This is a genomic window from Streptomyces sp. NPDC057136, from assembly GCF_042670885.1.
Lineage (GTDB): Bacteria > Actinomycetota > Actinomycetes > Streptomycetales > Streptomycetaceae > Streptomyces.
The window spans coordinates 75196-101272 of record NZ_JBHUUV010000018.1; the positions used below are offsets into that span (position 1 = coordinate 75196).

Below are 26077 nucleotides of genomic sequence, written 5' to 3' on the forward strand. Positions count from 1 at the left end.
CTATGGGGGAGATTGAGGACAGGCCTGGGTGCGAGCCGCCGTCAGTGGGCTTCTGCTCGGGCCCCGGAGTCCGGTTCGTGGGTGTGGATGTGGGCGTCCCCACCCGCCACGACCCTCGACATACCCGGCGTGCGGTCCAGGACGCCTGCCGTTACCGCGATCGCCAGGCCCACCACCGCCAGCACCGCGCCCACGAGTGCCGGTGAGGTCCAGCCCCAGCCGGCCGCGATCGCCACGCCGCCCAGCCACGCGCCGCCCGCGTTGGCGAGGTTGAAGGCCGAGTGGTTGGAGGCGGACGCGAGCGTGGGCGCGTCCTTGGCCTTGTTCATGACCAGCATCTGCAGCGGTGTGGTCGTCATGAACCCGACCCCGCCCAGCAGCACCACCATCACCAGCGCCGCCCACTGCACATGGACGGTGAACGGGAAGACGACCAGCACGACGGCGAGCGCCGCCAGCGACCCGTACAGCGTGGGCCGCAGGGCACGGTCCGTGAGCGGTCCGGCCGCGAGCGCGCCCAGGGTCATCCCGGTGCCGAACAGTGCCAGCACCAGCGTCACCGAGGATTCGCCGAAGCCCATCGCCTCGGTCGTCATGGCCGAGAGGTAGGAGTAGACGGCGAAGACGCCGGCGAAGCCGAAGACGGCGGTGAGCAGTCCGAGGAGGACCTGACGGTTGCCGAGCGCGCGCAGTTCGCGGCGGACGTTCTGGTGTGCCTCGACCGGGATCTGCGGGACGAGGCGGGCGAGCGCGGCCATCGCGCCGAGGCCGATCACCGCGACGACCAGGAAGGTCGCGCGCCAGCCGAGGTGCTGGCCGAGCAGCGTGGCCGCCGGTACGCCGATGATGTTGGCCACGGTGAGGCCCAGGAACATCGTCGCGACGGCCCGCGCCCGGCGCCCCTCCGGCACCAACGTGGCGGCGACGACCGCGCCGACACCGAAGAACGCGCCGTGCGGCAGCCCGGCCAGCAGCCGGCCGGCGAGCAGCCAGCCGAAGTCGGGGGCGAGCGCGGAGGCCAGGTTCCCTACGGTGAAGAGGGCCATCAGCAGCAGGAGCATCCGCTTGCGCGGAATCCGGGAGCCGAGGCCGGTGAGCAGCGGGGCGCCGAGGACGACGCCGATCGCGTACGCCGATACCAGGTAGCCGGCGGTGGGCACGGACGTTCCCAGGTCGTCGGCGACATTGGGCAGCAGGCCCATCATCACGAACTCTGTCGTTCCGATGCCGAAGGCGCTCACAGCCAGCGCGAGCAGGGCCAGGGGCATGGTGATGAACCTTTCGGGGCAGGGCGGGGCAGGGCGGCGGAGGGTGAGGGCAGCAGGGCGCGGCCCGGCCCATGAGGCCCGGCATGTGGTGGAAGCGTGCGGGAGGCCGTACCGGCTTCATTGCGGGCACGGGTTAAGTATGTTCCCGGAACAAAGTGTCGCAGACGTTTTATGCCCGGAGGTGAACGGGCCGTTGCGTCAGAGTTCGACGCGGGCGGCGATCGGAAGATGGTCGCTGTCCGTCGCCGGGAGCGTCCACGACGACAGGGGCTCGACGCCCTTCACCATGATCTGGTCGATGCGCGCCATCGGGAACGAGGCCGGCCAGCTGAAACCGAAGCCGTCGCCCGCCGCGCCCTGCGTGGAGCGCATCTGGGAGGTGACCGCGTTCAGCGAGCGGTCGTTCATCGTGCCGTTGAGGTCGCCGAGCAGGAAGACCCGGCCGAGCGGTTCGCCCGCGATGGCCTCGCCGAGGGCGTCGGCGCTGTTGTCCCGCTGGTTGGCCGTGAAGCCGGCCTTCACCTTCACCCGTACCGACGGCAGGTGGGCCACGTACACCGCGATCTTCCCCTCCGGCGCGGCGACCGTGGTGCGCATCGCCCGGGTCCAGCCCATCTTGATGTCCACAGGACGGGTGTCGCTGATCGGGTACTTGCTCCACAGTCCGACGGTGCCCTGCACCGAGTGGTACGGGTAGCGGGCGGCGAGCGACTTCTCGTACGTCGGCACCTGACCGCCCGGCAGTTCCTGGAGGGCCACCACGTCCGCGCCGGAGCCCGCCACCTGCTCTGCGGTGCCCGCGGGGTCCGGGTTGTCGGCGTTGACGTTGTGGGTGGCGACAGTGAGGTCGCCGCCCGCGCCGGACTTGTCGGTGAGGAGACCGCCGAAGACGTTGAGCCAGACCACGACCGGCAGCAGCAGCGCAACCAGTGCGGTCGCGGAGCGCCGTACGAACCCCAGGACCAGCAGCAGCGGGATGAACACCGCGAGCCACGGCAGGAACGTCTCGGTGAGGCTGCCCAGGTTGCCGATGGTGTTCGGGATCTGCGCGTGGAAGATCATCAGGAGAGTGATGAAGACCGAACAGGCCGCGAGAAGGATTCCGCGCCGCCAGATTCCGCGGTCCGCCGTCCATCTCTCGCGCAGGCCCCGGAAGCGGGTTCCGGTGTGGGGCGGCTCCACGCTGCCGTTGCCGGTATCCGCTCCGTACGCCTGCACCATCGCGCTGTCCTCACTGCCTTGCCCTACACATCGCCGCGCCTCACGACCCTAGGCGATGAGCGGCGCTTTCCTGCCGTCGACGACGGCCGTACCCCTCACAGGACGACCAGAGCGGCGGCGTGGGTTCCGCTCAGGGCACGACCTGGGGGCCTTGTGACAGAACGGGCACACTCGCCCGCTCCTTCGGCGCGTCCTGTGACCTGCGGTTACGCGGGCCAGGCACTGGCACAGGACGTTGATGGTGCGGCCGGCGCGGTCCTGGGAGAACGTGCCGGGGAAGGTCCTGCGCGGGGCCACTTCACGCGGACCGGCACGGGATGCCACCATGGAAGCGATCCGGGGACGCCGTCAGGGCGCCTCGAGATGACGAAGGAGCCGTTGGCAATGTCGCTTCAGGCTGCGCACCACCAGTCCGCCACCCCCCCCGCGGGGCCCTCCGACAGCAGCAAGGCGCTGTACGGAGGAAAGTCCACCCGCCGCATCACCGTCCACGACATCGCCGCCGCCACCGAGCGCGGCGAGAAGTGGCCCATGCTCACCGCGTACGACGCGATGACCGCGTCCGTCTTCGACGAGGCCGGCATCCCGGTCATGCTCGTCGGCGACTCCATGGGCAACTGTCACCTCGGCTACGAGACCACCGTGCCCGTCACGATGGACGAGATCGCCATCCTCTCCGCCGCCGTCGTCCGGGGCACCAAGCGTGCCCTCGTCGTCGCGGACCTGCCGTTCGGCTCGTACCAGGAAGGGCCCGTCCAGGCCCTGCGCAACGCCACCCGGCTGATCAAGGAGGCCGGCGTCGGCGCAGTCAAGCTGGAAGGCGGCGAACGCTCCCACGAGCAGATCCGTCTCCTGGTCGAGTCCGGCATCCCGGTCATGGGCCACATCGGCCTGACCCCGCAGTCCGTCAACGCGATGGGCTACCGGGTACAGGGCCGCGGCGAGGAGTCCGCGCAGCAGCTGCTGCGCGACGCCAAGGCCGTGCAGGACGCCGGGGCGTTCGCCGTCGTCCTGGAACTCGTACCGGCCGAACTGGCCGCCGAGGTCACCCGCACCCTGCACATCCCGACCGTCGGCATCGGCGCCGGGCCCGGCACGAACGCCCAGGTGCTCGTCTACACGGACATGGTCGGGCTGACTGGCGGCAAGGTGCCGCGCTTCACCAAGCAGTACGCGGATCTGCGCAAGGTCCTCGGCGACGCCGCGAAGGAGTTCGCGGACGAGGTCGTCGGCGGGACGTTCCCGCAGCCGGAGCACACGTTCCACTGATCCGCACCGAACCACATCCCGCACCACCGACAGCCCGCCGGCTTCCCCCTCCGGCGGGCTGTCGGCCCGCTGTCGGAAAAATATCGGTGCGCTGTCAGTGGCAGATGGTCCCATGGGGCCCATGACGCGAATCGACAAGAACCCCAGGCGCGGCGGAAACGCCGTCGAGGTACGGGGGCTGGTCAAGCACTACGGCGAGACCAAAGCACTGGACGGCGTGGACCTCGATGTACGCGAGGGCACCGTCCTCGGTGTGCTCGGCCCCAACGGAGCGGGCAAGACCACGCTCGTACGCTGCCTCTCCACCCTGGTCCTGCCGGATGCCGGACACGCCGTCGTCGCCGGCTTCGACGTGGTGAAGCAGCCCCGGCAGCTGCGCCGCACCATCGGCCTGACCGGCCAGTACGCCTCGGTCGACGAGAAGCTCTCCGGCTGGGAGAACCTCTACATGATCGGGCGGCTGCTCGACCTGCCCCGCAAGACCGCCCGCGCCCGCGCCGACGAGCTGCTGGAGCGGTTCTCGCTCACCGAGGCGGCCAAGCGCCCCGCGATGGACTACTCCGGCGGTATGCGGCGCAGGCTCGACCTGGCCGCCTCCATGATCGGCAGCCCGTCCGTCCTCTATCTCGACGAGCCGACCACGGGGCTCGACCCCCGTACCCGTAACGAGGTCTGGGACGAGGTGCAGCGCATGGTCGCCGAGGGAGCGACCGTCCTGCTCACCACCCAGTACATGGAAGAGGCCGAGCAGCTCGCCAACGAGCTGACCGTCATCGACAAGGGAAAGATCATCGCCAGCGGCGGTGTCGACGAGCTCAAGGCGAAGGTCGGCGGCCGCACCCTGCAGATCCGGCCCTCGGACCCGGCGGAGCTCGCCGCGATGGCGCAGGCGGTCCGGGAGGCCGGTCTCGACGGGATCGCGGGCGCGCAGGCCGTCCCCGACGAGGGCCTGTTGTACGTGCCGATCCTGAGCGACGCGCAGCTGACCGCTGTCATCGGACTGCTCGGCACCCGGGGCTTCTCGCTCGCCCATGTCGCCACCGCACTGCCCAGCCTGGACGAGGTGTTCCTGGCCATCACGGGCGAGAAGAGCTCGCACGCGACCGACACGATTCCCGAGGAGGTCGCGGCATGAGCACAGCGACTCTGACGCCCACCCCCACCGGATCCGCGCCGGTGAAGGCCGTGACCGACGAGGGGCGGATCGGGCTGCGCGGCAATCTGCGGCACATCAGTGCCCTGGCGCGGCGCAATCTGCTCCAGATCAAGAAGGATCCGGAGTCGATGTTCGATGTGCTCCTGATGCCGATCGTCTTCACACTGCTCTTCGTGTACGTCTTCGGCGGGTCCGTCGGCGGGAGCATGGGCGGCGGCCGGCAGGAGTACCTCAACTACCTGGTCCCCGGCCTGATGGCGATGATGGGGATGAACATCGCCTCGGCAGTCGGCACGGGAGTCAACGACGACTTCCGCAAGGGCGTCATGGACCGGTTCCGTACGATGCCGATCGCCCGCTCCTCGGTCCTCATCGCGAAGATCGTGGTCGAGCTGGGCAGGATGATGGTCGCCACCGTCATCCTGCTGTGCATGGGCTTCGCCCTCGGTATGGAGCTGGGGACCTCGGTGCTCGGCCTCCTCGCGGCGGTCGCGCTGTCGGCGGTGTTCTCCGCCGCCATCATGTGGATCTTCATCCTGCTCGGGCTGGCCATGAAGACGGCCCAGGCGGTTCAGGGGACGGGGTTCCTGGTGCTGATGCCCCTGCAGTTCGGCTCCTCGATCTTCGCCCCGACGCAGACGATGCCCGGCTGGCTCCAGACGTTCACCGACTACAACCCGCTGTCCAATCTGGCGGACGCCGTGCGCGGGCTGATGATGGGCGGGCCCGTCGCCCACTCGGTGTGGGTCACGCTCGCCTGGACCCTCGCCATCACGGTCGTGACGGCGCCGCTCGCGGTCAGCAAGTTCCGCAAGAAGACCTGACGGGCGCGGCCCGTACCTCGCAGCGTCTACCGATATGCGTCGGCCAGGGCGGTGGCCTCCTCCAGGGTGAGGCCGCCGCCCTCGGCATAGGCCACGGCGAAGGCCGCGTCCCCGATCGCCGCACGGGCCGTCTCCTGCGCCCGGGCCAGGTTCTGACGCTCCAACGACGTCAGCAGGTGCCCCTGCGGCAACAGGGCCGTCCGCAGCCCCAGCACCCGCGCCGCGTCCACGCCCGCCGCCCGGCCGCCCAGTCCGCCCATCGCCCAGGCGACCGAGATCAGGTGCACAGAGGTCATGTGCGGCGCCACCATCATTGACAGTCGGTCCCGGGACCGCTCCACCGCGTGCAGCGCCCGGCCCAGAGCCGTGGCGTGGTCACCTTCGAGGTTGTCCAGCCAGGCGAGCCCCCCGCTCACGAACCCGTCGAACATCGCGACCGTCTCCGAGCGGAACTCCCCGCGCAGCAGGTCGAGTTGCTCCCGCGCCTCGGCGAGGCGGCCGGTCCGCCCCAGCCAGAGTCCCAGCTGCATGCGCGCCACGGGCATCGCGTCGTACCCCGGCTGCGGCCCGCCGTCGAGGATGTCCCGCAGGATGCGCTCCGCCTCCTCGCCGTGGCCGGTCTCGGTGAGAGCGCCCGCGTACCGCGCCCGCAGCACCGTCACCTGGGCGCGGGCGCCGAGCTGTTCGGCGTAGCCGATGGCGGCCCGGTAGTCCTCGGCAGCGCGGGTGAACTCGCCGCTGCGCTCGTTGGCCTCGCCTCGTGAGGAGAGCGATTCCGCGGCGCCCCAGGTATCGCCGAGCCGGACGAAGATCTCCAGGCTCTCGTCGGCGTCCGCCCGTGCCGCGCCCGCCCACTCGGGGTGGTTGGCCAGCACGTTGGCCCGCATCTGGAGCGCGGACGCCAGCTCCCATTCGTAGCCGAACTCCCGGCAGGCACGCACCGTTTCCTCCACCAGCTCACGCAGCTGACCGGTCTCGCCGGTGAGCAGGATCGCGTACATCCAGAGGGAGCCCGGTGTCCGGCAGGTCTGCGGCTGCCCCACCTGATAGTCGCGGGGGTGGGAACGGGAGTTCTGGGGCCGTATGGGTGACCTTGGCGGCTTCGGCTCGTTGGGCCGGGTGGCAGGTGCTCGGAATCGGGAGGGGGTGATGTGGTGGGCGGGTTGCGGAAGGTGGGGGCTTCCTTCGTGGTGCCCGGAGCTGCCGGGGTGGCGATCCGGGACCGTCTCAAGCACCTCACGCCGCAGGACGAGGAGGTGCTGCGTGCGGTCGGCGCGCACCAGGGTGCGCTTGCTTCCCGCGATCTGAAGGCTCGTTGTGCGGATGGTCTGCAGCACAGTGCGGAAACCTGGGCTTCGCGTAAGCGAGCCCTGACCGGGGTGTCGTCGTCGCGGATCGCGGGTGCGATCACCAAGGCCGCACATGATCAGTGGGCGCTCGCCCGCCGTTGCCAAACAGCGCATATCCAGCAGCTGGAAGCCGGGATCAAGACGCTGCGCCACCGCCTGTCCCTCCCGATCGGGGAACACGGAACGAAGCGGGCTGCGGGCGGCTACCGGTCGAAGAGCGAGTGGTTTCGCAAGTCGCGTCGCCTCGCGATGCTGGAACACCGGCACAACGCCGCTGTCACCGACCGGCAGGCCGGGCGTGTCCGGGTGGTACGGGGCGGTAAACGTCTCCTCAACACCCGACACCACCTCACCCGAGCCCAGCTCACCGAGGAGCAGTGGCGGGAGCGATGGAAGGCGGAGCGCTGGTTCATCGCTGCCGATGGTGAGTCGGGGAAACGGTTCGGGAACGAGACGATCCGCGTCACGGACACCGGAGAAGTGTCGCTCAAGCTGCCCGCGCCGCTCGCGCACCTGGCCAACGCCAAGCATGGCCGCTACATCCTCACCACCCGTATCGGCTTTGCGCACCGGGGTGTGGAGTGGGCCGACCGCATCACCGCGAACCGGGCCGTCGCCTACCGCATCCACCTCGACACGAACCGTGGACGCTGGTACCTCACCGCGTCCTGGCAACGCCCCGTCGTCCAGACCATCCCGCTCACCACCGCCCAAGCCCGGGGCATGATCGGCGTCGACACCAACGCCGACCACTTCGCCGCCTACCACCTCGACCAGCACGGCAACCCCATCGGCAACCCGCACCGCTTCCCTTACGATCTCTCCGGCACCGCCCATCACCGCGACGCACAGATCCGCCACGCGATCACCCGCCTGATCAACTGGACCAAGCGGACAGGTGTTGCCGCGATCGGCATCGAAGACCTCGACTTCACCCCGGAGAAGACCCGGGAGAAGCACGGCCGCAGGAAACGGTTCCGGCAACTCATCTCCGGCATCCCGACCGGCAAGCTCAAGGCCCGGCTGGTCTCCATGGCCGCCGAACAGGGCCTCGCGATCGTCGCGGTCGACCCGGCCTACACCTCCAAGTGGGGGGGCCAGCACTGGCAGAAGCCACTGGTCACCCCGCACCGAAAGATGTCCCGTCACGATGCCGCCGGTATCGCGATCGGACGACGCGCCCTCGGACACTCGATTCGGCGACGGACGGCACCGCCCCCACACGACCAGAGCGATCGTGCGGGGCATCGGACCGTCCAGGCCAGTCGTGTATCCCGAGGGCGTGACGGAAACCGCCCACCCGCAACGGACCACGCCCCAGGAGACGTGCCACCGAACGGGAAGAGAACGCGGGGACCGAGCGCATCCAAAACCGTGCGGGATGCGCCCAGTACACATAACTGGGTCCAAGACTCACTTATGCACACTGGTTAGGAACGGTTCGTCGATCGGGTGGACCGCGGTGAGCCGGGTGCGGCGGGCGTCCAGCCGACACGCCTCCAGTCCGGCCGCGGCCGCGGCACGGTCGGGCAGATCGGGGAGTACGGGCTCACGCCACAGGGCGAGCGCGTCGTCGAGAGCGGCGACGGCCTTCTCCGCGTCACCCTCGGCCAGCGCCCGCGTTCCCTTCCCCGCCAGCCGCTCGAAGCGGTGCAGGTCCACGTCGTCCGCTTCGGCGGCGAGCCGGTAGCCGCCCTCGACGGACTCGACCGCCGCCCGTCCCAGCACCCGCCGGAGCCGTGCCACGAGTGCCTGCAGGGCGCCCACCGCGTCCGCGGGCGGATCGCCGTCCCACACTCGTCGACGAGCACGGCGGCCCCGACCGTACGGCCCGGGCGCAGGGCCAGAACGGTCAGCAGGGTACGCAGCCGCGCCCCGCCGAGGGCGACGGCCGTGCCGTCGGGGCGAAGGGCCCGGGTGGTTCCGAGGATGCAGTAGCGCACCCGCCCATTGTCCGTGAACACAGCCCGTCGCCACACCGCACCCATGATGTACGCGTCCACGTGTCCTTCCGGAGGCGCCGCGCACCGGCCGCCTCCCTACCGCCTTCGCGGAACCAACGTCCCTGCGCGAGACGTTCTCGGCGTATCGCGCCGTACTGTCGGGGCTCGCCGCATTCCGTCCAGCCACCAGGAGTTCAACCGATGACCACCGCAGCCACTCGCAGCGACCGGAGGATCAGCCCGATCTTCCTCGCGATCGTCGCCGTCATGGCGGTCTCGGGCTGGGCGGTGTGGACGGACTTCGCCGGACAGACCGGCTTCGCGGTCTTCCTGTTCGTCACGGCGGCCTGGATCGTCTCGCTCTGTCTGCACGAGTACGCCCACGCCCGTACCGCGCTGCACAGCGGGGACATCTCCATCGGGGCGAAGGGCTATCTGACGCTCAACCCCCTGAAGTACACGCACGCCCTGCTGAGCATCGTGCTGCCCGTGCTCTTCGTGATCATGGGTGGGATCGGGCTGCCGGGTGGTGCGGTCTTCATCGAGCGGGGCCGGATCTCCGGCCGCTGGCGGCACAGTCTGATCTCCGCGGCCGGGCCGCTGACCAACATGCTGTTCGCGGTCGTCTGTACGGCGCCGTTCTGGCTGGACGCCCTGGACGGGGTGCCGACCGCCTTCCGGAACGCGCTGGCGTTCCTGGCGCTGCTCCAGGTCACGGCCGCGATCCTGAACTTCGTGCCGATCCCGGGTCTTGACGGCTACGGGGTGATCGAGCCCTGGCTCTCGTACAAGATCCGCCGCCAGGTCGAGCCGTTCGCGCCGTTCGGGCTGATCGCGGTCTTCGGCATCCTGTGGATTCCCGAGGTGAACATCGCGTTCTTCGAGGCGGTCGACGGGCTCCTGAACGGGCTCTGGGTCAGCGAGATCGAGTCGTACTGCGGGCAGGAGTCCTACCGGTTCTGGCAGGAGCAGAACCCGATCTGCTCAGTGAACAGTTAGGGCCTCTGGCCGGCGTCCCGGGCCGCGGCCGTCGCGCGGTACTGGCGCAGGTAGAACCACGCCATGTTGGAGGAGAGCCCGGCCAACAGCACCCAGATGATCCCGAGCCAGGTGCCCTGGACGAAGGAGACCACCGCTGCGGCGACGGCGAGTACGCAGACGACGAGGGCGTAGAGGGCGAGGCGGGGCATGGGGGGCTCCTGTCCGGGGATGGTGCGCGATCCCGTCCAGTGTCCCTCATGCCCGATTCCGCTCGGTGTCCGGTCCGGGGCCGCCCGGCGGCGGCCGGCCCCGGAGCCCCGTCATACGTCGGTGGTGCGCAGCCCCGCGTGGGCCTTGTAGCGACGGTTGACCGAGATCAGGTTGGCGACCAGCGACTCGACCTGGTGCGCGTTGCGCAGCCGGCCCGCGAAGATGCCGCGCATGCCGGGGATGCGGCCTGCGAGTGCCTGCACGAGGTCGGTGTCGGCGCGGGCCTCGCCCAGGACCATCACATCCGTGTCGATCTCCTCGATCGTCGCGTCCTGGAGCAGCACCGCCGAGAGGTGGTGGAAGGCCGCGGTGACCCGGGAGTCCGGCAGCAGGGCGGCGGCCTGCTCGGCGGCGCTGCCCTCCTCGGGCTTGAGGGCGTAGGCGCCCTTCTTGTCGAAGCCGAGCGGGTTGACGCAGTCGATGACGAGCTTCCCGGTGAGCTCCTCGCGCAGGGACTCCAGGGTCTTGGCGTGGCCGTCCCACGGCACGGCGACGATCACGATGTCGCTGCGCCGTGCGCAGTCCGCGTTGTCGGCGCCTTCGACGCCGAGGCCGAGTTCGGCGGCGGCCGTGCCGGCCCGTCCGGCGTCCCGGGAGCCGATGATCACCTTCTGGCCTGCGCGGGCGAGGCGGTAGGCGAGGCCGCGGCCCTGCGGGCCGGTCCCGCCGAGCACGCCGACGGTCAGTCCGGAGACGTCGGGAAGGTCCCAGGGGTCCTTGGCGGGGGGCTTGGGCGCGCTGCCGCTGTCATGGGTAGTCATGGCCCCGACACTACTGCCAGGCAGGGCGTGGAACGCGGCGGCGCCGGCCGGAACGGCGGGCTCGCCGGTGGCTCCCGTTCGGGTGGGTCCGTCGCCAACGCCGGGCGCTACGGCGGGCCTTGGGGCATCATGCCGGACCATGGATGCCGTACGTGTCGCGCTGCTGCGTGAAGTGCTCGCCGGGACCGAGTGGCCCGCGGCGACCCGACGTTTCGCCGGGACGCTCCGCTCGTCCGTGGTCCCGCACGGCGGCGGGCTGCTGCTCGTGGGGACCGAGGTGTACGAGCCGTGGCATCTGGCCGCGCATCTGGTCGACGAGTCCACCTGGTCCGGGCTGCCGGAGCTGCGGCCGACCCTGGTGCGGCACCGGGTGGAGGCGGGTGACCCGGTGCATCTGGCCGTCGGTCTGGGCCGGATCGAGGCGGCGCGGCGGGGCGAGACGCTGCTCGTGGTGGCCCCGGAGCGGCCGGACGGCGGGCTGTTGGAGCGGGTGCACGACGCGCGGCGGGCCGGGGCAACCGTACTGGCGCTGGACGGCGGTGACCCGGAGGTGCGGGGGCTGGCCCATGAGGCGCTCTCGGTCACCGGCGAGGACGATGTGGACCTCGATACCGTGCAGCATCTGGTGAGCGCGGCGGCCGGGGAGAACAGCAGGCCCGCGCCGCGCGGCCGCCGCTCGTTTCGCGACCTGCTCTCCCGGCTGGCCGACCAGCTGACGGCGCCGCCGCCCGCCCGCTGGTGAGACCGACCGGCACATGGGGGGTGGAAGAAGGAGCGGGGCTGGGTGCGTGCAGCTGCAAGGCGGCGGATTGAGGCATGGCGAATGGGGCCTCGCCTGCTCGAGCGGAGCCGAGAGCTCGGGGAACATGGTGATTGACGACAACACAGGAGGGGGTCCCCCTGCTCGATGGGGTCTCCCCTGCTCGAACGAAGTTGAGAGCTTGGGGGAGTGCGTGCCCAGCCCCGCGACGCCGCCCCCCATTTGCCGGTCGGTCTAAATCCGGTTGCAGAGGGCACACGGGTCGCCGGACCATGGCCCCTCGTGACGTCCCCGACCTTCCTGACAGCCAAGCTCTCCGCGCTTCTTCCCGATCTTTCGCCCTGGCGTTCCTCGGCCGACTTCAGGCTGTTGTGGAGCCAGGGGCTTATCACGTACTTCGGCAGCTTCATGGCCCTGATCGCGCTGCCGCTGCAGATCAAGCACCTCACCGGATCACCCCTGGCGGTCGGCGCGATGGGCGCCGTGGAGCTGGTGCCGCTGATCGTGTTCGGGCTGTACGGCGGGGCGCTGGCCGATGCGGCGGACCGCCGCAAGGTCATCTTGGGCACGGAGGCGGGGCTCGGGCTGCTCGCCGTGATCCTGCTGGTGAACGCGCTGATGCCCGAGCCGGCGCTCTGGCCGCTGTATGTGGTCGCCGCCGGGGTCGCCGCACTGGCAGGGCTCCAGCGGCCCGCGCTGGACTCGCTGCTCGCCCGGATCGTGCCGCACGACCAGCAGACCGCAGCGGCGGCGCTGAACTCCCTGCGCTGGCAGATCGGCGCGATCGCCGGTCCGGCGCTGGCGGGGCTGGTGGTGGCCTATGCCGGGCACGCCACGGCGTACGCGGTCACGGTGCTCACCTTCGCCGTCTCCGTCCTGCTCTGTCTGCGGCTCGCCCCCGCGCCTCCCGCCCATGACGCGCCGAAGCCGTCGCTGCGCGGGATCGCGGAGGGCGCGCGGTACGCGTGGAGCAGGCCGGTCCTCCTGGGGACGTACGCGATCGATCTGGCGGCGATGCTCTTCGCCTTCCCGAACGCGATCTTCCCGTTCCTGGCGGACGAACTGGACGCGGAGTGGTCGCTCGGCCTGATGTACGCGGCGGGGTCGGTCGGCTCCCTGGTGCTGGGTCTGACCAGCGGCTGGACCTCGCGGGTGCGGCGGCACGGGCTGTTCGTGGTGTTCGGCGCGGCCGTCTGGGGTCTGGCGATCGCGGCGGCAGGCTGGTTCGGCGAGGTGTGGCTGGTGCTGGTGTGCCTGGCGGTGGCGGGCGCGGGCGACATGCTGAGCGGTCTGGGCCGGTCAACGATCTGGAACCAGACCATTCCGGAGGAGCTGCGGGGCCGGCTCGCGGGCATCGAGGTGCTGTCGTACAGCGTCGGCCCGCAGCTGGGGCAGGTCAGGGCCGGTGCGATGGCGGGCTGGACGGGGACGCGGCCGGCGATCTGGAGCGGTGGTGTGGCGTGCGTGGCATCGGTTGCTCTGCTGGCGGCGGCGTTGCCGAAGCTTCTGTCGTACGACTCCGAGACGGACGAGGACGCGGCGTTGCGGCGGGCGCAGCACGCGAACCCCTCCGGCGTCTGAGGAGGGGGCCGGAGGGTGGTGCGGTCCCGTCAGTCGCTGGAAGGCTCTTCGGGGGCCGACTTGTCGTGCCACTTCGGGTCGGTCTCCCACTCCAGGTTCCGCTCCTGAGCGGTGTCCATGGCGTGGCGGGCCTCCTCCGGCGTCGCGTAGGGACCGAAACGGTCCTTCGCCGGGCACTCGGGGCCTTCCTCGACCTTCTTGTGCTCCAGGCAGTAGTACCACTCGCCCGGCTTGCCGACGGTGCGCTTCTTGAACAGGGCCATCGTCGCTTCCTTTCCTTACGATCATGCTGCCCCGAGCCCGCTGGTTAGACTCGCTGGCATGTCTGGCCAGTCGCTGCTCGTACCAGGGGAGATCACTCCCATTCGTTCCGTCCCCGGAAACATCCGGCGCCCCGAGTATGTGGGCAAACCGGCTCCGGCGCCCTACACCGGCCCCGAGATCCAGGACGCCGAGACCGTCGAACGGATGCGGATCGCGGGCCGTATCGCCGCACAGGCGATGGAGGAGGCCGCGAAGCACATCGCTCCGGGTGTCACCACCGACGAGCTCGACCGGGTCGCCCACGACTTCATGGTCGATCACGGCGCGTACCCGTCGACGCTCGGTTACCGCGGTTTCCCGAAGTCGCTCTGCTCCTCGCTCAACGAGGTCATCTGTCACGGCATCCCGGACTCCACCGTGCTGCGGGACGGCGACATCGTGAACCTCGACGTCACGGCGTACATCAACGGCGTGCACGGCGACAACAACGCCACGTACCTCTGCGGCGACGTCGACGAGGAGTCACGTCTGCTCGTCGAGCGCACCCGGGAGTCGCTGAGCCGGGCCATCAAGGCGGTCCGCCCGGGGCGCCAGATCAATGTGATCGGCCGGGTCATCGAGTCGTACGCGAAGCGCTTCGGTTACGGGGTGGTGCGGGACTTCACCGGGCACGGCATCAATTCCTCGTTCCACTCCGGTCTCATCGTTCCCCATTACGACAGCCCGCATGCCACCACGGTGATGCAGCCCGGGATGACGTTCACGATCGAGCCGATGCTGACGCTCGGCACCCATGAGCACGACATGTGGGACGACGGCTGGACCGTGGTGACGAAGGACGGCAGGCGGACCGCACAGTTCGAGCACACGCTGGTGGTGACGGAGACGGGGGCGGAGATTCTTACTCTTCCGTAACCCTCCGCGCCGGTGCGTCCGGGCGTATCGTTTTTACCGACAGACAGTCGGGAACGAGTTGACTTAGGTAAGCCTAAGTAGGAAGATCGGCGTATGGCAGGCGCCGCTGCCCCCGGCCGCGACGCTTCCGATATGTCCGTCTCTTTCTGGACTTCCTTTTCTGGACTTCCCGTCCCCTGGTCTTCGGAGGCCCGCCTTGGACGCACCCGGCACCGCCACCCCCTTCTCCACGCTCATCCGCACTGCGTCGCACGAGCAGCACACCGAGGCGGAGACCTCGACGTTCATGGGCGATCTGCTCGGCGGACGCCTGGGGGTGGACGCGTACACGCGCTACACCGAGCAGCTGTGGTTCGTGTACCGGGCGCTGGAGGACGGCGCGAAGACCCTGCGGAACGACCCGGTCGCCGGGCCCTTCATACAGTCCGAGCTGATGCGCAGCACCGAGCTGGAGCGCGACCTGGCGCATCTGCGCGGGCCCGGCTGGCGCGAGGGCCTGCAGCCGCTGCCCACCACAGCCGCGTACGCGGAGCGGGTCGCCGAGTGCGCCCGCACGTGGCCCGCCGGATACATCGCGCACCACTACACGCGCTACCTCGGGGACCTCTCGGGCGGCCAGATCATCCGCGACAAGGCGGAGAAGACCTGGGGGTTCGCGCGCAAGGGTGACGGGGTGCGGTTCTACGTCTTCGAGGAGATCGCCAACCCGGCCGCGTTCAAGCGGGGTTACCGCGAGCTGCTGGACGCGGTGAACGCGGACGATCTGGAGAAGCAGCGCATCATCGACGAGTGCAAGCGCGCGTTCGCGCTGAACACCGCCGTCTTCCGGGAGCTGGGCGAGGTCTTCCCGCTCAGCGCGTAACGCACACGGCCGGCCTCACACGCCGGCCGGACTCGGATTCACCAGAAGGACGCGGCCCCCTACCTCCACCGTGCCGTCCGGCGCGGGCGCTGTAAGGATCTGGGAGCCGCGTCCTTGTCTGATGTTCAGGGCGCGGCCGAGCGCCGCGCTGAGCAGCAGCGCCGCCGCGCCGGTCGCCTCGTCCTCCACGATGCTGTCGTCCCGCCGGGGGAAGGCGCGGGCCCTGACCCGGCCCGCGGCCTCGTCCTCCCAGGCCCATACGTAGAGCCACCCCTCGCCGGGCGGCGGTCCCGTCAGCGCCTCGACCTCGGCGGCCGACGCGTAGCGCTCCAGCGTCCTCGGCGGTGCCCATTCGGGACGGGCGGTGATCCAGGTGAACTCGCCGTCCTGGCGGGCGAACACGTCTCCCACCGGCAGCTCCAGAATCTCCAGATCGAGCAGCCAGGCCGCGCCGACGAGCGGATGCCCGGCGAACGGCAGCCGCAGCCCCGGGGTATAGATGTCGACGCGCCCCCGCTCCGGATCGTCGACGAACACGGTCTCGCTGAAGCCGAGTGTGCGCGCCAGCGCCTGCCGGGACGCCTCGTCGGGGTACGCCGCGCCTTCGCGTACGACCCCGAGCGCGTTCCCGTGCCGGCCGTCCGGGCCGCAGAACACACGCAGTACGTCGATGCCGTCGGGTACGCCGAAGTCGTTCACGTGCGCATTCAAGCACCGTACGGACTCCCTCGACGCAACAGGCCCGCACCGGCGGCCACGACGACACCGGCACCGGCGAACAGCGCACCGGCCGGGACGTCGGAGCCGGTGGAGGCCAGGGCACCCGAGCCGCCGACCGTGCCGCCGGTGCCACCGGTCGTCGTACCCCCGGTGGTCGAACCGCCGGTCATGGAGCCGCCCGTGGAGGAGCCGCCCGCCGGGGGACGTCTTCCAGCACCCGCGGGCCGGGGTGCCTCTCGTCGTATCGACAAGGACCTCTTGACCATTGCTTGACCGGACTCTGGGTCGCTGATGGGTCGACTGTGACCAGGCCGTTCTCCTGCCTCGGAGGTGAGAGGTGAATCACCGCACGAGGGGGTACCGGTCAGGTAAGGCTCGGTTAAGTTAGGTCCGCCTCACCCGGCTTTGCCCGACTGTTCCCCGTATCTCTTCAACCTCTTCTGTGGAGCCCGCATGCGAGCCGTTCGTTTCTCCGTCGTCACCGCTGCCGCGACCGTGGCCGCCCTGACCGCCGTCACCGGCTGCGCCGAGAAGAGCGACGGCAAGGGCGACGGCGCGGTCCAGGTCGTCGCCAAGGACGACTCCTGCGAGGTCTCGAAGACGAAGATCCCCGCCGGCCATGTCGAACTGGCCGTCGAGAACAAGGGATCGAAGGTCACCGAGGTCTACGTCCTCTTCCCGGACGACCGCATCGTCACCGAGCGCGAGAACATCGGCCCCGGCACCAAGGCGAAGATCACCGCCGAGGTCAAGGCCGGTTCGTACGAGATCGCCTGCAAGCCCGGCATGAAGGGGCACGGCATCCGGCAGAAGATCGAGGTCACCGGTGGCTCGGCGGCCAAGCGCAGCCCCGAGATGGACAAGGCCGTCGCCGAGTACCGCACCTATGTGCAGGCGCAGGCCGACGAGACGCTGCCCAAGGTGAAGGTCTTCACCGACGCCGTCGCCGCAGGTGACATCGAGGCCGCGAAGAAGGCCTACGCCGACTCCCGTATCGGCTGGGAGCGCACGGAGCCGGTCGCCGAGTCCTTCGGCGATATCGACCCGAAGGTCGACGTCCGCGCGGACGGCCTGGAAGAGGGTCAGAAGTGGACCGGCTGGCACCGCCTGGAGAAGGCACTGTGGGAGGACAAGAAGCTGGGCGCCGAGGAGAAGGCCCTCGCCCCCGTCCTCTACAAGGACCTCGTCGACTGGCAGAACCGGGTCGGCAAGGCGGAGATCACCCCGACCTCGATGGCCAACGGCGCCAAGGAACTCCTCGACGAGGTCGCCACCGGCAAGGTCACCGGTGAGGAGGAGCGCTACAGCCACACCGACCTCGTCGACTTCAAGGCGAACGTCGAGGGTGCGGAGAAGTCGTACGCGCTGCTGAAGCCGATCGCGTCGAAGAACGACGCCGCGCTGACCGCCTCCCTGGACAAGCAGTTCGCCGCGCTCGACACGCTGCTGGACAAGTACCGCCAGGACAAGAACTCCTACGAGTTCACCTCGTACGACAAGGTCGGCAAGGCGGACCGCAAGGAGCTCTCGGACGCGGTCAACGCGCTCGCCGAGCCGCTGTCCCGGCTCGCCGCCGCGGTAACGAAGTAATACGGACGAGGAGGCTGCCGCTCATGTCCGACGACGCACAGAAGTCATCCGAAGCGACAAACGCACCCGAAGCGACGGACTCGCCCTCCCCGGAGGAGCGCAACGGCCCGTCGCGCCGCTCCCTGCTCGGCTGGGGCGGTTCCGGGCTGGCGCTCGGCGCCGTGGCGGCGAGCGGCGCGGTCGCTGCCGTGCGCTCCGACGGGGGCACGGCACCCGTCGGGCTGAGCGGCGCCGCGGTGCCGTTCCACGGTGCGCACCAGGCCGGGATCGCCACCGCCGTACAGGACCGGCTGCACTTCGCCGCCTTCGACGTGACGACGAAGGACCGGGCCGAACTGGTCGCCCTGCTCCAGGAGTGGACGCGGGCCGCCGAGCGGATGACGGCCGGACGCCCGGTGGGCGACGGGGCGTACGGGGGTCTCCCCGAGGCTCCGCCGGACGACACCGGCGAGGCGCTGGGCCTCAAGCCCTCCCGTCTGACCCTCACCATCGGTTTCGGCCCCGCCCTCTTCGCGAAGGGCCGGTTCGGGCTGGAGGACCAGCGTCCCGAGGCGCTCGTCGAGCTGCCGAAGTTCCCCGGTGACAACCTCGACGCGAGCCGCAGCGGCGGCGATCTGTGCATCCAGGCATGCGCGGACGACCCGCAGGTCGCGGTGCACGCCATCCGTAACCTCGCCAGGATCGGCATGGGGCGTACGGCGATCCGCTGGTCGCAGCTGGGCTTCGGCAAGACCTCGTCGACCACGCCCGACGCCCAGACCCCGCGCAACATGATGGGCTTCAAGGACGGCACCCGGAACATCTCCGGTACCGACGCGGCGGCCCTGAAGAAGCACGTATGGGTCGACGGGAGCGACAACTCCGACTGGATGACGGGTGGTTCGTACCTCGTCGCCCGGCGTATCCGGATGCACATCGAGACCTGGGACCGGACCGGGCTCCAGGAGCAGGAGGACATCTTCGGCCGGGACAAGGGCGAGGGCGCCCCGGTCGGGAAGTCGAAGGAGCGCGACGAGCCGTTCCTGAAGGCGATGCTGCCGAGCGCGCATGTGCGTCTCGCACACCCGGACACCAACGACGGGGCGACGATCCTGCGCCGGGGCTACTCCTTCACCGACGGTACGGACGGTCTCGGCCGGCTCGACGCGGGCCTGTTCTTCCTGGCGTACCAGCGCGATGTCCGCAAGGGCTTCATTCCGGTGCAGCGCAGCCTGGCGGCGCACGACGCGCTCAACGAGTACATCCAGCACGTGGGTTCGGCCGTGTTCGCCGTCCCGCCGGGCGTCCGCGACAAGGACGACTGGTGGGGCCGGGCCCTGTTCTCATGAAGCGCGCTCTCTTGATCCGCGCTCTCTCGATCTGTACTGCGGAAGGACCGGCATGTTCGGCAACTATCTGATCGGCCTGCGCGAGGGGCTCGAGGCCAGCCTCGTCGTCTGCATCCTTGTCGCCTATCTGGTCAAGACGGAACGCCGTGACGCGCTGCGCCCGGTGTGGACGGGCATCGGGATCGCCTGCGCGATCTCGCTGGCCTTCGGTGCCGCGCTGGAGTTCGGCTCGCAGGAGATGACGTTCAAGGCTCAGGAGGCGCTGGGCGGTTCGCTGTCGATCATCGCGGTCGGCCTGGTGACGTGGATGGTCTTCTGGATGCGGCGCACCGCGCGGCACCTCAAGGCGGAGCTGCACGGAAAGCTCGACGCGGCGCTCGCGATGGGCACCGGGGCGCTCGTGGCCACGGCCTTCCTGGCGGTGGGCCGTGAGGGTCTGGAGACCGCGCTGTTCGTGTGGGCGTCGGTGCGGGCGAGCGGGGAGGGTTCCTCGTCGCCTCTGATCGGGGTGCTGCTGGGTATCGCCACCGCCGTCGCACTGGGCTGGCTGTTCTACCGCGGGGCGCTGCGGATCAACCTCGCGAAGTTCTTCACCTGGACGGGCGGGATGCTGGTCGTCGTGGCGGCGGGCGTGCTGGCGTACGGCGTTCACGACCTCCAGGAGGCGGAGTTCCTGGCCGGTCTGCAGAACAAGGCGTTCGACGTCAGCGCCACGATTCCGCCGGACAGTTGGTACGGCACGCTGCTGAAGGGCGTGTTCAATTTCCAGCCCGACCCGACCGTTCTTCAGGTCACGGTGTGGGCGCTGTATCTGATCCCCACGCTCGCGCTGTTCCTCGCCCCGGTAGGGTTCGGACGGTCAGTGCGGGCGACGGATCAGAAGGCGCAGAAAGCAACGGATGAGAAGGCTGGGGCGACTGGCGGCGGGGCTCGCGACGGCGACAGTGCTGAGCGTGACGGCGAGCGGCTGCGTGACGGTACACGGCGAGCTGGAAGTCGTGCCGGGAGCGACGAAGTCTGAGGCCGCACAGGCCCTGGAGGACTTCACGACCGCCTACAACAAGGCGGACAAGGCGTACGATCCTGCGCTCGACGCGGACCGGGTGACCGGTTCGCTCGGCGCGATCAACCAGGCGGGCCTCAAGGCGCGGCAGAAGAACAGTCCGGAAGGCAACACGGCCCACCAGCCGCTGGAGCTGACCGATGCGTCGTTCACCATCCCGAAGAAGGCCGGCTGGCCGCGCTGGTTCGTCGCGGACACCGACTCCAACCGTGACCAGGACGCCGGGAAGCTGGACACCCGCTGGCTGCTGGTCTTCGTACGGACCGGTCCCGACGCGCTGTGGAAGGCCGCCTATCTGGCGGTCGTCACCCCCGCCCAGCTTCCCGGATTCCGGGTGGACGGCGACGGCTGGGCGGAGCCGGTGGCTCCCAAGTCCGGCGAACTGACCGTGGATCCTGCGGACTTGAGCGCCTCGTACACCGGGTATCTCAAGGACGGCGAGCCGGATGTGTTCGCTCCGGGGGCGGCCACGTCGGCCTGGCGGGACACGCGCAAGAACACGCGCGTGGCCGGTTTCTCGTACCAGTACATCGACCAGCCCCTGGACACGGGGACGTTCGCGCCGCTCGGTCTCACGACGGAGGACGGCGGGGCGCTGGTCTTCTTCAGCAGCAAGCACTTCGAGCGGCAGACGGCGGCTCAGGGCCTGAAGCCGGCGCTCAACTCGGACGTGGAGGCGCTGCTGACGGGCGAGGTGAAGAGCTCCCTCACCAAGGAGCGGGTCTCCAGCCAGCTCGTGTACGTCCCCGAGGGGGGCGCCACGGACGCGGAAGGCAAGGTACGCGTACTGAACCGCCTGCCGGGCCTGACGGCCGCGCAGGGCTCGTAGCAGTTCAAGCCCGTCGAGGGGGTCCCCCATGCCCTTAAGGCAATGGGGGAGATCGAGGACAAAGCGGCAACCGGACGCACCCGGTCACCACCACCCCGGCCGGCCGGCCGGCCACTCAGCGGCTCAGCGGCTCAGCGGCTCAGCGGCCACGCCACCGAATCGTGGTCCAGATCGCTCTGCTCCGCAGAATCCGCATACTGAGCACACGCGTCGGTGAGCGTCTCCAGCAGGGTCAGCGGATCGGGCAGCGGGTGCTCGGGCCCCCGGAGCCAGTGCACGTTCAGCTCACCGGGAAGCCGCGCGGGCGGCAGGAGGACATAGCTGCCGCGGCAGTGCCAGCGCAGCCCCGGGTGCTCGTCCATGGTCTCGGGGTGGCAGTCCAGCTCGCAGGGCCACCACTCGTCCTCGTCCTCGGGCGTGCCGCGGGTGGCGGTGAAGAAGAGCATCCGGTCCTGGCCGGACTGGGCCACGGGGCCGACGTCGATACCTGCGGCGATGAGCCGTTCCAGGGCTCCCGCGCCGGCGGTCAGCGGGACGTCCAGCACGTCGTGGATCATGCCCGTCGCGGTGATGAAGTTGGCCAGCGGCTGGCCTTCGGCCCAGCGCTCGATCTGCGCGCGGTCGGTCGTCGACTGCGTCTGCCAGGCGAACGAGACGGGGTGGCGCGCGGGGGTGGGACATCCGACGCGTTCGCACGAACATCGGTAGCCGTTCGGATGCGCGGCGGGCGAGATCGGCATGCCCGCGTCGGCGACGGCCAGCAGCAGCTCCAGGCGGGCCGTCTCATCGGCTTCGGCCTGCTGCGGTTTGGGTCGTCGCCGCAGCCACTGGGAAATCCTGTTCTCTGTGCCGCGATAACGGCCGGAATCGGCGCCCATCTATCCCCTCACCTCAGCGTTGCCTCTCCATCGTCCCACCATCCTGCGCCTCGGGTGGCCAGAGTTCTCAAGCAGGTACGGGGGGAGACGCACCGAGGTGAGCACGATCACGCCCGATGTCATGACATACCGGGTATAACTCAGTCGTCCGCCGAGAGGCCTCGGAGGGCGTAGTCGACCACCGCGTCGGCGTACGCGTGCGTCAGCGGGAGGGTCCGGAGCAGCCAGCGGTGGGTCAGAGGGGCGATCAGCAGCTCCAGGGCGATGCGGGGGTCGATATCGGCGCGCAGCTGTCCGGCCTCCTGGGCGGCGCGCAGCCGTGTGACATAGAACTGGAGCTGGGGGTCGAGCAGTTTTTCGGTGAATTCGGCGCCCAGCTTCGGATCGACGATCCCTTCGGCGGTGAGCGCGCGGGTCGGCGCCTCGATCGCCGGGTCGTTCAGCTCGTCGACGGTGGCCCGCAGGACGCGCTTGAGGTCGGCCGCGAGATCCCCGGTGTCCGGCAGCCCGTGCACCTCCCCGGCAGCCTCGGCCGCCCGGTCCCCGAGGTCGGTGAACGCCTCCAGCAGCACGGCCGCCTTCGACGGCCACCAGCGGTAGATCGTCTGCTTGCCGACCCCGGCCCGTGCGGCGATCCCCTCGATCGTCGTCTTCCCGTAGCCGACCTCCACGACCAGGGCGAGAGCGGCGTCGTGGATGGCGCGGCGGGAGCGGTCGCTGCGGCGGCTGGAGTCTGGTGCCTTGGTGGGTGCCATGTCCGCCAATCTAGCGCGAAGCCAGCCGATACGTCTCGTCTCGGTTCGTCGGATGGCCCCCACGCGAACCACCCGATCGGTCCACTGCGGATCGGCCCGGCACGGCGCACCATGAGCTCACGCACTGATCGTGCGTCCCACCGTTCCGCAGCCGAGGCTGCCGTTCGAGAGGAGCCCGCATTGACTCGTGACGCCACCCCCCGTCGCTATCTGATGTGCGCCCCCGACCACTTCAGGGTCACGTACTCCATCAACCCGTGGATGGACCCCTCGAAACCGGTCGACCTGCAGCTGGCCCGTACCCAGTGGGAGGACCTGCGCGACCGCTACCGCACGCTCGGGCACACCGTCGACCTTCTCACGCCCCGGTCCGACCTGCCGGACATGGTCTTCGCCGCCAACGGGGCCACCGTGATCGACGGCCGCGTGCTGGGCGCCCTGTTCGCCTACCAGGAGCGGTACGCGGAGGCGGCGGCCCACCTGGACTGGTTCCGGGGATCCGGCTTCACGGAGATCCGGGAGCCGGATCACGTCAACGAGGGCGAGGGGGATTTCGCGGTCACCTCCTCGTACCTCCTGGCGGGCCGCGGGTTCCGCTCCAGTCCGCTCTCGCACGACGAGGCGCAGGAGTTCTTCGGGCGCCCGGTCATCGGGCTCGATCTGGTGGACCCGCGCTACTACCACCTGGACACGGCCCTGTGCGTCCTCGACGAGGCGGGCGACGAGATCATGTACTACCCGGGCGCCTTCTCGCCGGGCAGCCGGTCCGTGCTGGCCCGGCTCTTCCCGGACGCGCTGATCGCCCAGGAGCCGGACGCCGCGGCGCTCGGGCTCAACGCGGTCAGCGACGGGCTCCACGTACTGCTGCCGCAGGCCGCCACGGGGCTCTTCGACCCGCTGCGGGACCGCGGCTTCGATCCGGTGCCGATGGATCTGGGCGAGCTGCTGAAAGGCGGCGGCAGCGTGAAGTGCTGCACCCAGGAGCTACGCCTGTGAGGTGTCGGGCGGCCAGGCGTCACCCCATGCGGTGTCCCTGGCCGCCCGGTACAGCTCGCCGTGCCGCTTGGTGACCGTGGAGCGCTGAAGGGCCTCGTCGCGGGTGCAGAGTTCGAGAAGCACCTGCCCCTTGCGGATCTGCGGCCTGCGGGTGACCCGGGAGGCGGCCGGCGTCACGGGGAAACGGGTCGCCACGACGTAACTGAACTTCTCGTCCTCGTGGCTCAGGGAGCCGCCCTTCACCTGCCGGTGCAGCGAGGAGCGGCTGACCCGGGCGGAGAAGTGGCACCAGTCGGTGCCCGGTTCGATGGGGCACGCGTCGTCGTGCGGGCAGGGCGCCGCGACGGTGAACCCGGCGGCGATCAGCCGGGTGCGGGCCTCGATGACGCGCTCGTATCCGTCGGGGGTCCCGGGCTCGACGATCACCACGGCCTGCGCGGCGCCCGCGGCGGCGTCGACCAGCTCGGCCCTGGCCTGCGGGGTGAGCTCCTTGAGTACGTACGAGACGGTCACCAGGTCCGTCGGCGCGAGTTCCAGTGCGGCGCCGATCCTGGCCTGCTGCCACTGGGCGCCGCGCAGCCCGGGGAGGTCCGATGCGGCGGCCAGTTCACGGCCCAGGACGAGCGCGGGCTCGGCCCAGTCCAGGACCGTGGTCGCCGCCCCCTGCCAGGCTCCGGCGACCGCCCAGCTCGCCGCACCCGTGCCGCCCCCGACGTCGGTGTGTGTGGCGGGCGCCCAGTGCGGGGCGGCCTCGCGCAGCGCGGCGAGCGCGGACCGTACCGCTTCGAAGGTCGCGGGCATCCGGTACGCGGCGTACGCGACGACATCGGACCGGTTGCGCAGGACCGGGGCGTCCGTGGGGGTGGTCCCCCGGTAGCTGGCGATCAGCCGGTCGACGGCCTGGGTGGCCTGCTTGGGCGGCAGCCCGTCGAGCAGCGCGGCCAGGGCCGTGCGCAGGGATTCCGCGGTGGGGGTGGAGGCGTTCACCGCCGAATTGTAGGCGCAGGCAGCCGGCCGGTCGCAGTCCGTCCGTCGGTACGGAACCGGGACGGAACGGCGACGGAACCGAACTGCTTTTCCCCTGCAGGCTGTTGCTACGCTGACCGCCGCGAGGTTCGGGGATTGCTCATCGGGGGGACCATGAGACAGAGGATCGTGCGCCTGGCTCTGGCCGGGGGGGTGCTGGTCCTGGCCCTGCTGCTCCTGCTGGCGACCTGCGGGGGTGACGGCGGCAGCGACGAGAGCGACAAGAAACCCAAGAAACCGACGAAGAAGAGCGCCGGTCCTTCGACGCAGCTCACCGTCCCCCCGGAGTACACGACGTCGCACGGCTGGGAGATCATCGGGGCGGCGCCCGAGTACGCGCTCTCCCGCTCGACGGGCCGGCTGGCCTTCCTGGTGACGGCCTCCGGGAACCGCTACCGGCTGCGGACCATCGACGCGGGGTCAGGGAAGCTGGCGTGGAGCGGCACGGCCTGGCGCCCGCCGGACCCGCTGCACTTCCCGAAGCTGCTCTCCGTGGCCACGGCTGACCGGCAGTACTTCGTGACCTGGGCGTACGGGAAGATCGGCGACGGCCTCTCCGCGACGGACACCTTCGTCTCCCTCGATGTGTACGACGCGGCCGACGGCACCCGCCGCCGTGTCGAGGTGCCGTGGAGCGGCGCGCCCAAGGTCACGGCCACCGGTCCCGACATCCTGATCAGCGACGGGCGCGCGAACAGTGCGGTGATCGACCCTGCCACCGGTGAGGTGTCCCGGGTCGCCGCCGCCGCGCTGAAGTACCCGAAGGGCTGCCCGGCCTGCAAGCAGCTCACGGAGGTGCGCGGCCAGACCGAACAGGGGCTGCTGGTGAGCGGGTCACGGGAGTTCTGGGTGCGGGGCGGCTGGTTCAGCCGGAACGTGGCGCCCAAGGGCACCGACCGGAAGAGCGGGGTGCCGACGTCCGTGGCGCCGGGGTGGATTCTGGCGAAGTGGCAGCTGGCCAAGGGCGCGAAGCGTGCCGCCAGTCATGAGCTGTGGGCGGTGCACGAAGCGGCGACGGGGAAGCCGGTGGTCTCGGTGGAGTGCCACAAGCCGGCGATCGAGCCGGGGCGGTATCCGCAGGCGGTCGTATCGCCGTCGGACGGCTATCTGGTTGCCGGGAACCTCGCCTTCGATCTGGGGGCGGCGAAGGGGTTCTGTCTGGAGGACGAGGACGGCTCGACCTCGGTGACGCTCGCCTCGGTGACGGACCGGGGTGTGGCCTACGGCGCGATGAACGTACGCGATGCCACGGACGCCCTGGAGGGAGGCGGCGAACCGGTCGAGATGGAGTTCACGACCGGGGCGACCTCGCCGCTGTCACCGAATGTGCGACTGCCGGGGATGGAGACGGCGGGCGTCGGCCTGTTCCGCTGGATGGACCGGAGGGACCGGCTCCATCTGATCGGATACCCCCGCAGCGGCTGACCGGGGCGGGGCGGGCGCCAAGCAGTGTCCGCCCGCCGCCGCG

At 70.2% G+C, this 26077-nt stretch carries 25 protein-coding genes and 2 pseudogenes; 15 read left to right on the forward strand and 12 right to left on the reverse strand.

The window, feature by feature from the left end; all coding sequences use genetic code 11:
• Positions 1–41: 41 nt before the first annotated feature.
• Positions 42–1268: an MFS transporter gene (locus tag ACFT7S_RS21865; RefSeq protein ID WP_382734409.1), complete on the reverse strand. Its 1227-nt coding sequence runs from the start codon at positions 1266–1268 to the stop codon at positions 42–44.
• A gap of 198 nt (positions 1269–1466) precedes the next feature.
• Positions 1467–2489 (reverse strand): endonuclease/exonuclease/phosphatase family protein, encoded by a 1023-nt coding sequence (locus ACFT7S_RS21870; protein WP_382734411.1) that lies wholly within the window; start codon positions 2487–2489, stop codon positions 1467–1469.
• Between the two features lie 384 nt (positions 2490–2873).
• On the opposite strand from ACFT7S_RS21870, the gene panB reads away from it, so the two are divergent.
• The 3 genes from panB (at position 2874) to ACFT7S_RS21885 (ending at position 5738) form a co-directional block, all read left to right on the forward strand.
• The gene (gene panB, locus ACFT7S_RS21875) at positions 2874–3758 is read left to right on the forward strand and encodes a 3-methyl-2-oxobutanoate hydroxymethyltransferase (protein ID WP_382734413.1); all 885 of its coding nucleotides are present in this window, start codon (positions 2874–2876) and stop codon (positions 3756–3758) included.
• 112 nt (positions 3759–3870) lie between these two features.
• Positions 3871–4893 (forward strand): ATP-binding cassette domain-containing protein, encoded by a 1023-nt coding sequence (locus tag ACFT7S_RS21880; RefSeq protein WP_382734415.1) that lies wholly within the window; start codon positions 3871–3873, stop codon positions 4891–4893.
• Positions 4890–5738 (forward strand): ABC transporter permease, encoded by an 849-nt coding sequence (locus ACFT7S_RS21885; RefSeq protein ID WP_382734417.1) that lies wholly within the window; start codon positions 4890–4892, stop codon positions 5736–5738. Before ACFT7S_RS21880 ends, ACFT7S_RS21885 begins: the two co-directional genes overlap by 4 nt.
• 26 nt (positions 5739–5764) lie before the next feature.
• Here the strand turns inward: ACFT7S_RS21885 and ACFT7S_RS21890 are convergent.
• Positions 5765–6787, reverse strand: a pseudogene (locus ACFT7S_RS21890) (AfsR/SARP family transcriptional regulator); the annotation flags it as partial.
• A gap of 105 nt (positions 6788–6892) precedes the next feature.
• On the opposite strand from ACFT7S_RS21890, the gene ACFT7S_RS21895 reads away from it, so the two are divergent.
• Positions 6893–8521: an IS200/IS605 family accessory protein TnpB-related protein gene (locus ACFT7S_RS21895; protein ID WP_382734419.1), complete on the forward strand. Its 1629-nt coding sequence runs from the start codon at positions 6893–6895 to the stop codon at positions 8519–8521.
• 3 nt (positions 8522–8524) lie between these two features.
• On the opposite strand, the pseudogene ACFT7S_RS21900 reads toward ACFT7S_RS21895, so the two are convergent.
• Positions 8525–9075 (reverse strand): annotated as a pseudogene (locus tag ACFT7S_RS21900) (BTAD domain-containing putative transcriptional regulator); the annotation flags it as partial.
• Between the two features lie 156 nt (positions 9076–9231).
• Between ACFT7S_RS21900 and ACFT7S_RS21905 the strand changes: the two are divergent.
• Positions 9232–10029 (forward strand): site-2 protease family protein, encoded by a 798-nt coding sequence (locus tag ACFT7S_RS21905; RefSeq protein WP_382734421.1) that lies wholly within the window; start codon positions 9232–9234, stop codon positions 10027–10029.
• Here the strand turns inward: ACFT7S_RS21905 and ACFT7S_RS21910 are convergent.
• Positions 10026–10220, reverse strand: a complete 195-nt coding sequence (locus ACFT7S_RS21910; RefSeq protein ID WP_382734423.1) for a hypothetical protein — start codon at positions 10218–10220, stop codon at positions 10026–10028. The genes ACFT7S_RS21905 and ACFT7S_RS21910 overlap by 4 nt on opposite strands.
• A 111-nt stretch (positions 10221–10331) precedes the next feature.
• Positions 10332–11042, reverse strand: a complete 711-nt coding sequence (gene npdG / locus ACFT7S_RS21915) for an NADPH-dependent F420 reductase (RefSeq protein ID WP_382734425.1) — start codon at positions 11040–11042, stop codon at positions 10332–10334.
• Positions 11043–11181: 139 nt separating this feature from the next.
• Here npdG and ACFT7S_RS21920 point away from each other — a divergent pair, with 139 nt between their 5' ends.
• Together ACFT7S_RS21920 and ACFT7S_RS21925 are read left to right on the forward strand one after the other, a co-directional pair.
• A complete protein-coding gene (locus tag ACFT7S_RS21920; protein WP_382734427.1) occupies positions 11182–11784 on the forward strand; it encodes a hypothetical protein in 603 nt (200 codons plus the stop codon).
• Positions 11785–12084: 300 nt separating this feature from the next.
• Positions 12085–13383 carry an MFS transporter gene (locus ACFT7S_RS21925; RefSeq protein WP_382734429.1) on the forward strand — a complete coding sequence of 433 codons (1299 nt, stop codon included), beginning with the start codon at positions 12085–12087 and terminating at the stop codon, positions 13381–13383.
• A 29-nt stretch (positions 13384–13412) separates the two neighbouring features.
• Here ACFT7S_RS21925 and ACFT7S_RS21930 read toward each other — a convergent pair whose 3' ends face one another.
• A complete protein-coding gene (locus ACFT7S_RS21930; RefSeq protein WP_382734431.1) occupies positions 13413–13646 on the reverse strand; it encodes a hypothetical protein in 234 nt (77 codons plus the stop codon).
• Positions 13647–13704: 58 nt separating this feature from the next.
• Between ACFT7S_RS21930 and map the strand changes: the two genes are divergently transcribed.
• Positions 13705–14562 (forward strand): type I methionyl aminopeptidase, encoded by an 858-nt coding sequence (gene map, locus ACFT7S_RS21935; protein ID WP_382734433.1) that lies wholly within the window; start codon positions 13705–13707, stop codon positions 14560–14562.
• A 196-nt stretch (positions 14563–14758) separates the two neighbouring features.
• Positions 14759–15424 (forward strand): heme oxygenase (biliverdin-producing), encoded by a 666-nt coding sequence (locus ACFT7S_RS21940; RefSeq protein WP_382734435.1) that lies wholly within the window; start codon positions 14759–14761, stop codon positions 15422–15424.
• A 15-nt stretch (positions 15425–15439) separates the two neighbouring features.
• Here the strand turns inward: ACFT7S_RS21940 and ACFT7S_RS21945 are convergent, their stop codons facing one another.
• Both ACFT7S_RS21945 and ACFT7S_RS21950 read right to left on the reverse strand, forming a co-directional pair.
• Positions 15440–16123 (reverse strand): PhzF family phenazine biosynthesis protein, encoded by a 684-nt coding sequence (locus ACFT7S_RS21945; RefSeq protein WP_382734538.1) that lies wholly within the window; start codon positions 16121–16123, stop codon positions 15440–15442.
• An 8-nt stretch (positions 16124–16131) separates the two neighbouring features.
• Positions 16132–16314 (reverse strand): hypothetical protein, encoded by a 183-nt coding sequence (locus tag ACFT7S_RS21950; RefSeq protein WP_382734437.1) that lies wholly within the window; start codon positions 16312–16314, stop codon positions 16132–16134.
• Between the two features lie 283 nt (positions 16315–16597).
• Here ACFT7S_RS21950 and efeO point away from each other — a divergent pair, with 283 nt between their 5' ends.
• From efeO to ACFT7S_RS21970, 4 genes are read left to right on the forward strand one after another with little or no spacing between them, the layout of a single operon-like run.
• Positions 16598–17734 carry an iron uptake system protein EfeO gene (gene efeO, locus ACFT7S_RS21955; protein ID WP_382734439.1) on the forward strand — a complete coding sequence of 379 codons (1137 nt, stop codon included), beginning with the start codon at positions 16598–16600 and terminating at the stop codon, positions 17732–17734.
• Positions 17735–17757: 23 nt separating this feature from the next.
• Positions 17758–19062, forward strand: coding sequence for an iron uptake transporter deferrochelatase/peroxidase subunit (gene efeB / locus ACFT7S_RS21960; RefSeq protein WP_382734441.1), 1305 nt, complete (start codon positions 17758–17760; stop codon positions 19060–19062).
• Positions 19063–19114: 52 nt separating this feature from the next.
• On the forward strand, positions 19115–20083 hold the full coding sequence (gene efeU / locus ACFT7S_RS21965; protein ID WP_382734443.1) for an iron uptake transporter permease EfeU: 969 nt from the start codon (positions 19115–19117) through the stop codon (positions 20081–20083).
• A complete protein-coding gene (locus ACFT7S_RS21970; RefSeq protein WP_382734539.1) occupies positions 19971–20954 on the forward strand; it encodes a hypothetical protein in 984 nt (327 codons plus the stop codon). The genes efeU and ACFT7S_RS21970 overlap by 113 nt, the downstream gene beginning before the upstream one ends.
• A 131-nt stretch (positions 20955–21085) precedes the next feature.
• On the opposite strand, the gene ACFT7S_RS21975 is transcribed toward ACFT7S_RS21970, so the two are convergent.
• Together ACFT7S_RS21975 and ACFT7S_RS21980 are read right to left on the reverse strand one after the other, a co-directional pair.
• Positions 21086–21832, reverse strand: coding sequence for a bifunctional DNA primase/polymerase (locus ACFT7S_RS21975; protein ID WP_382734445.1), 747 nt, complete (start codon positions 21830–21832; stop codon positions 21086–21088).
• Positions 21833–21972: 140 nt separating this feature from the next.
• Entirely contained in the window at positions 21973–22587 is a 615-nt protein-coding gene (locus tag ACFT7S_RS21980) for a TetR/AcrR family transcriptional regulator (RefSeq protein ID WP_382734447.1), read from the reverse strand.
• 111 nt (positions 22588–22698) lie between these two features.
• On the opposite strand from ACFT7S_RS21980, the gene ddaH reads away from it, so the two are divergent.
• Positions 22699–23583 carry a dimethylargininase gene (ddaH, locus tag ACFT7S_RS21985; protein WP_382734449.1) on the forward strand — a complete coding sequence of 295 codons (885 nt, stop codon included), beginning with the start codon at positions 22699–22701 and terminating at the stop codon, positions 23581–23583.
• Here ddaH and ACFT7S_RS21990 read toward each other — a convergent pair.
• Positions 23572–24570, reverse strand: coding sequence for a small ribosomal subunit Rsm22 family protein (locus ACFT7S_RS21990; RefSeq protein ID WP_382734451.1), 999 nt, complete (start codon positions 24568–24570; stop codon positions 23572–23574). The two genes, ddaH and ACFT7S_RS21990, sit on opposite strands and share 12 nt — an antisense overlap.
• Before the next feature lie 153 nt (positions 24571–24723).
• Between ACFT7S_RS21990 and ACFT7S_RS21995 the strand changes: the two genes are divergently transcribed.
• Complete coding sequence (locus ACFT7S_RS21995) at positions 24724–26034, forward strand: hypothetical protein (RefSeq protein WP_382734453.1); 1311 nt, start codon at positions 24724–24726, stop codon at positions 26032–26034.
• The last annotated feature ends 43 nt before the right edge of the window (positions 26035–26077 follow it).

Excerpts from the sequence above, each read along its gene's own strand:
- ACFT7S_RS21865 (WP_382734409.1), bottom strand. The coding sequence starts at position 1,268 with ATGCCCCTGGCCCTGCTCGCGCTGGCTGTGAGCGCCTTCGGCATCGGA.
- ACFT7S_RS21870 (WP_382734411.1), bottom strand. The coding sequence starts at position 2,489 with ATGGTGCAGGCGTACGGAGCGGATACCGGCAACGGCAGCGTGGAGCCG.
- panB (WP_382734413.1), top strand. The coding sequence starts at position 2,874 with ATGTCGCTTCAGGCTGCGCACCACCAGTCCGCCACCCCCCCCGCGGGG.
- ACFT7S_RS21880 (WP_382734415.1), top strand. The coding sequence starts at position 3,871 with ATGGGGCCCATGACGCGAATCGACAAGAACCCCAGGCGCGGCGGAAAC.
- ACFT7S_RS21885 (WP_382734417.1), top strand. The coding sequence starts at position 4,890 with ATGAGCACAGCGACTCTGACGCCCACCCCCACCGGATCCGCGCCGGTG.
- ACFT7S_RS21905 (WP_382734421.1), top strand. The coding sequence starts at position 9,232 with ATGACCACCGCAGCCACTCGCAGCGACCGGAGGATCAGCCCGATCTTC.
- ACFT7S_RS21910 (WP_382734423.1), bottom strand. The coding sequence starts at position 10,220 with ATGCCCCGCCTCGCCCTCTACGCCCTCGTCGTCTGCGTACTCGCCGTC.
- npdG (WP_382734425.1), bottom strand. The coding sequence starts at position 11,042 with ATGACTACCCATGACAGCGGCAGCGCGCCCAAGCCCCCCGCCAAGGAC.
- ACFT7S_RS21920 (WP_382734427.1), top strand. The coding sequence starts at position 11,182 with ATGGATGCCGTACGTGTCGCGCTGCTGCGTGAAGTGCTCGCCGGGACC.
- ACFT7S_RS21930 (WP_382734431.1), bottom strand. The coding sequence starts at position 13,646 with ATGGCCCTGTTCAAGAAGCGCACCGTCGGCAAGCCGGGCGAGTGGTAC.
- map (WP_382734433.1), top strand. The coding sequence starts at position 13,705 with ATGTCTGGCCAGTCGCTGCTCGTACCAGGGGAGATCACTCCCATTCGT.
- ACFT7S_RS21950 (WP_382734437.1), bottom strand. The coding sequence starts at position 16,314 with ATGACCGGCGGTTCGACCACCGGGGGTACGACGACCGGTGGCACCGGC.
- efeO (WP_382734439.1), top strand. The coding sequence starts at position 16,598 with ATGCGAGCCGTTCGTTTCTCCGTCGTCACCGCTGCCGCGACCGTGGCC.
- efeB (WP_382734441.1), top strand. The coding sequence starts at position 17,758 with ATGTCCGACGACGCACAGAAGTCATCCGAAGCGACAAACGCACCCGAA.
- efeU (WP_382734443.1), top strand. The coding sequence starts at position 19,115 with ATGTTCGGCAACTATCTGATCGGCCTGCGCGAGGGGCTCGAGGCCAGC.
- ACFT7S_RS21975 (WP_382734445.1), bottom strand. The coding sequence starts at position 21,832 with ATGGGCGCCGATTCCGGCCGTTATCGCGGCACAGAGAACAGGATTTCC.
- ACFT7S_RS21980 (WP_382734447.1), bottom strand. The coding sequence starts at position 22,587 with ATGGCACCCACCAAGGCACCAGACTCCAGCCGCCGCAGCGACCGCTCC.
- ddaH (WP_382734449.1), top strand. The coding sequence starts at position 22,699 with ATGAGCTCACGCACTGATCGTGCGTCCCACCGTTCCGCAGCCGAGGCT.
- ACFT7S_RS21995 (WP_382734453.1), top strand. The coding sequence starts at position 24,724 with ATGAGACAGAGGATCGTGCGCCTGGCTCTGGCCGGGGGGGTGCTGGTC.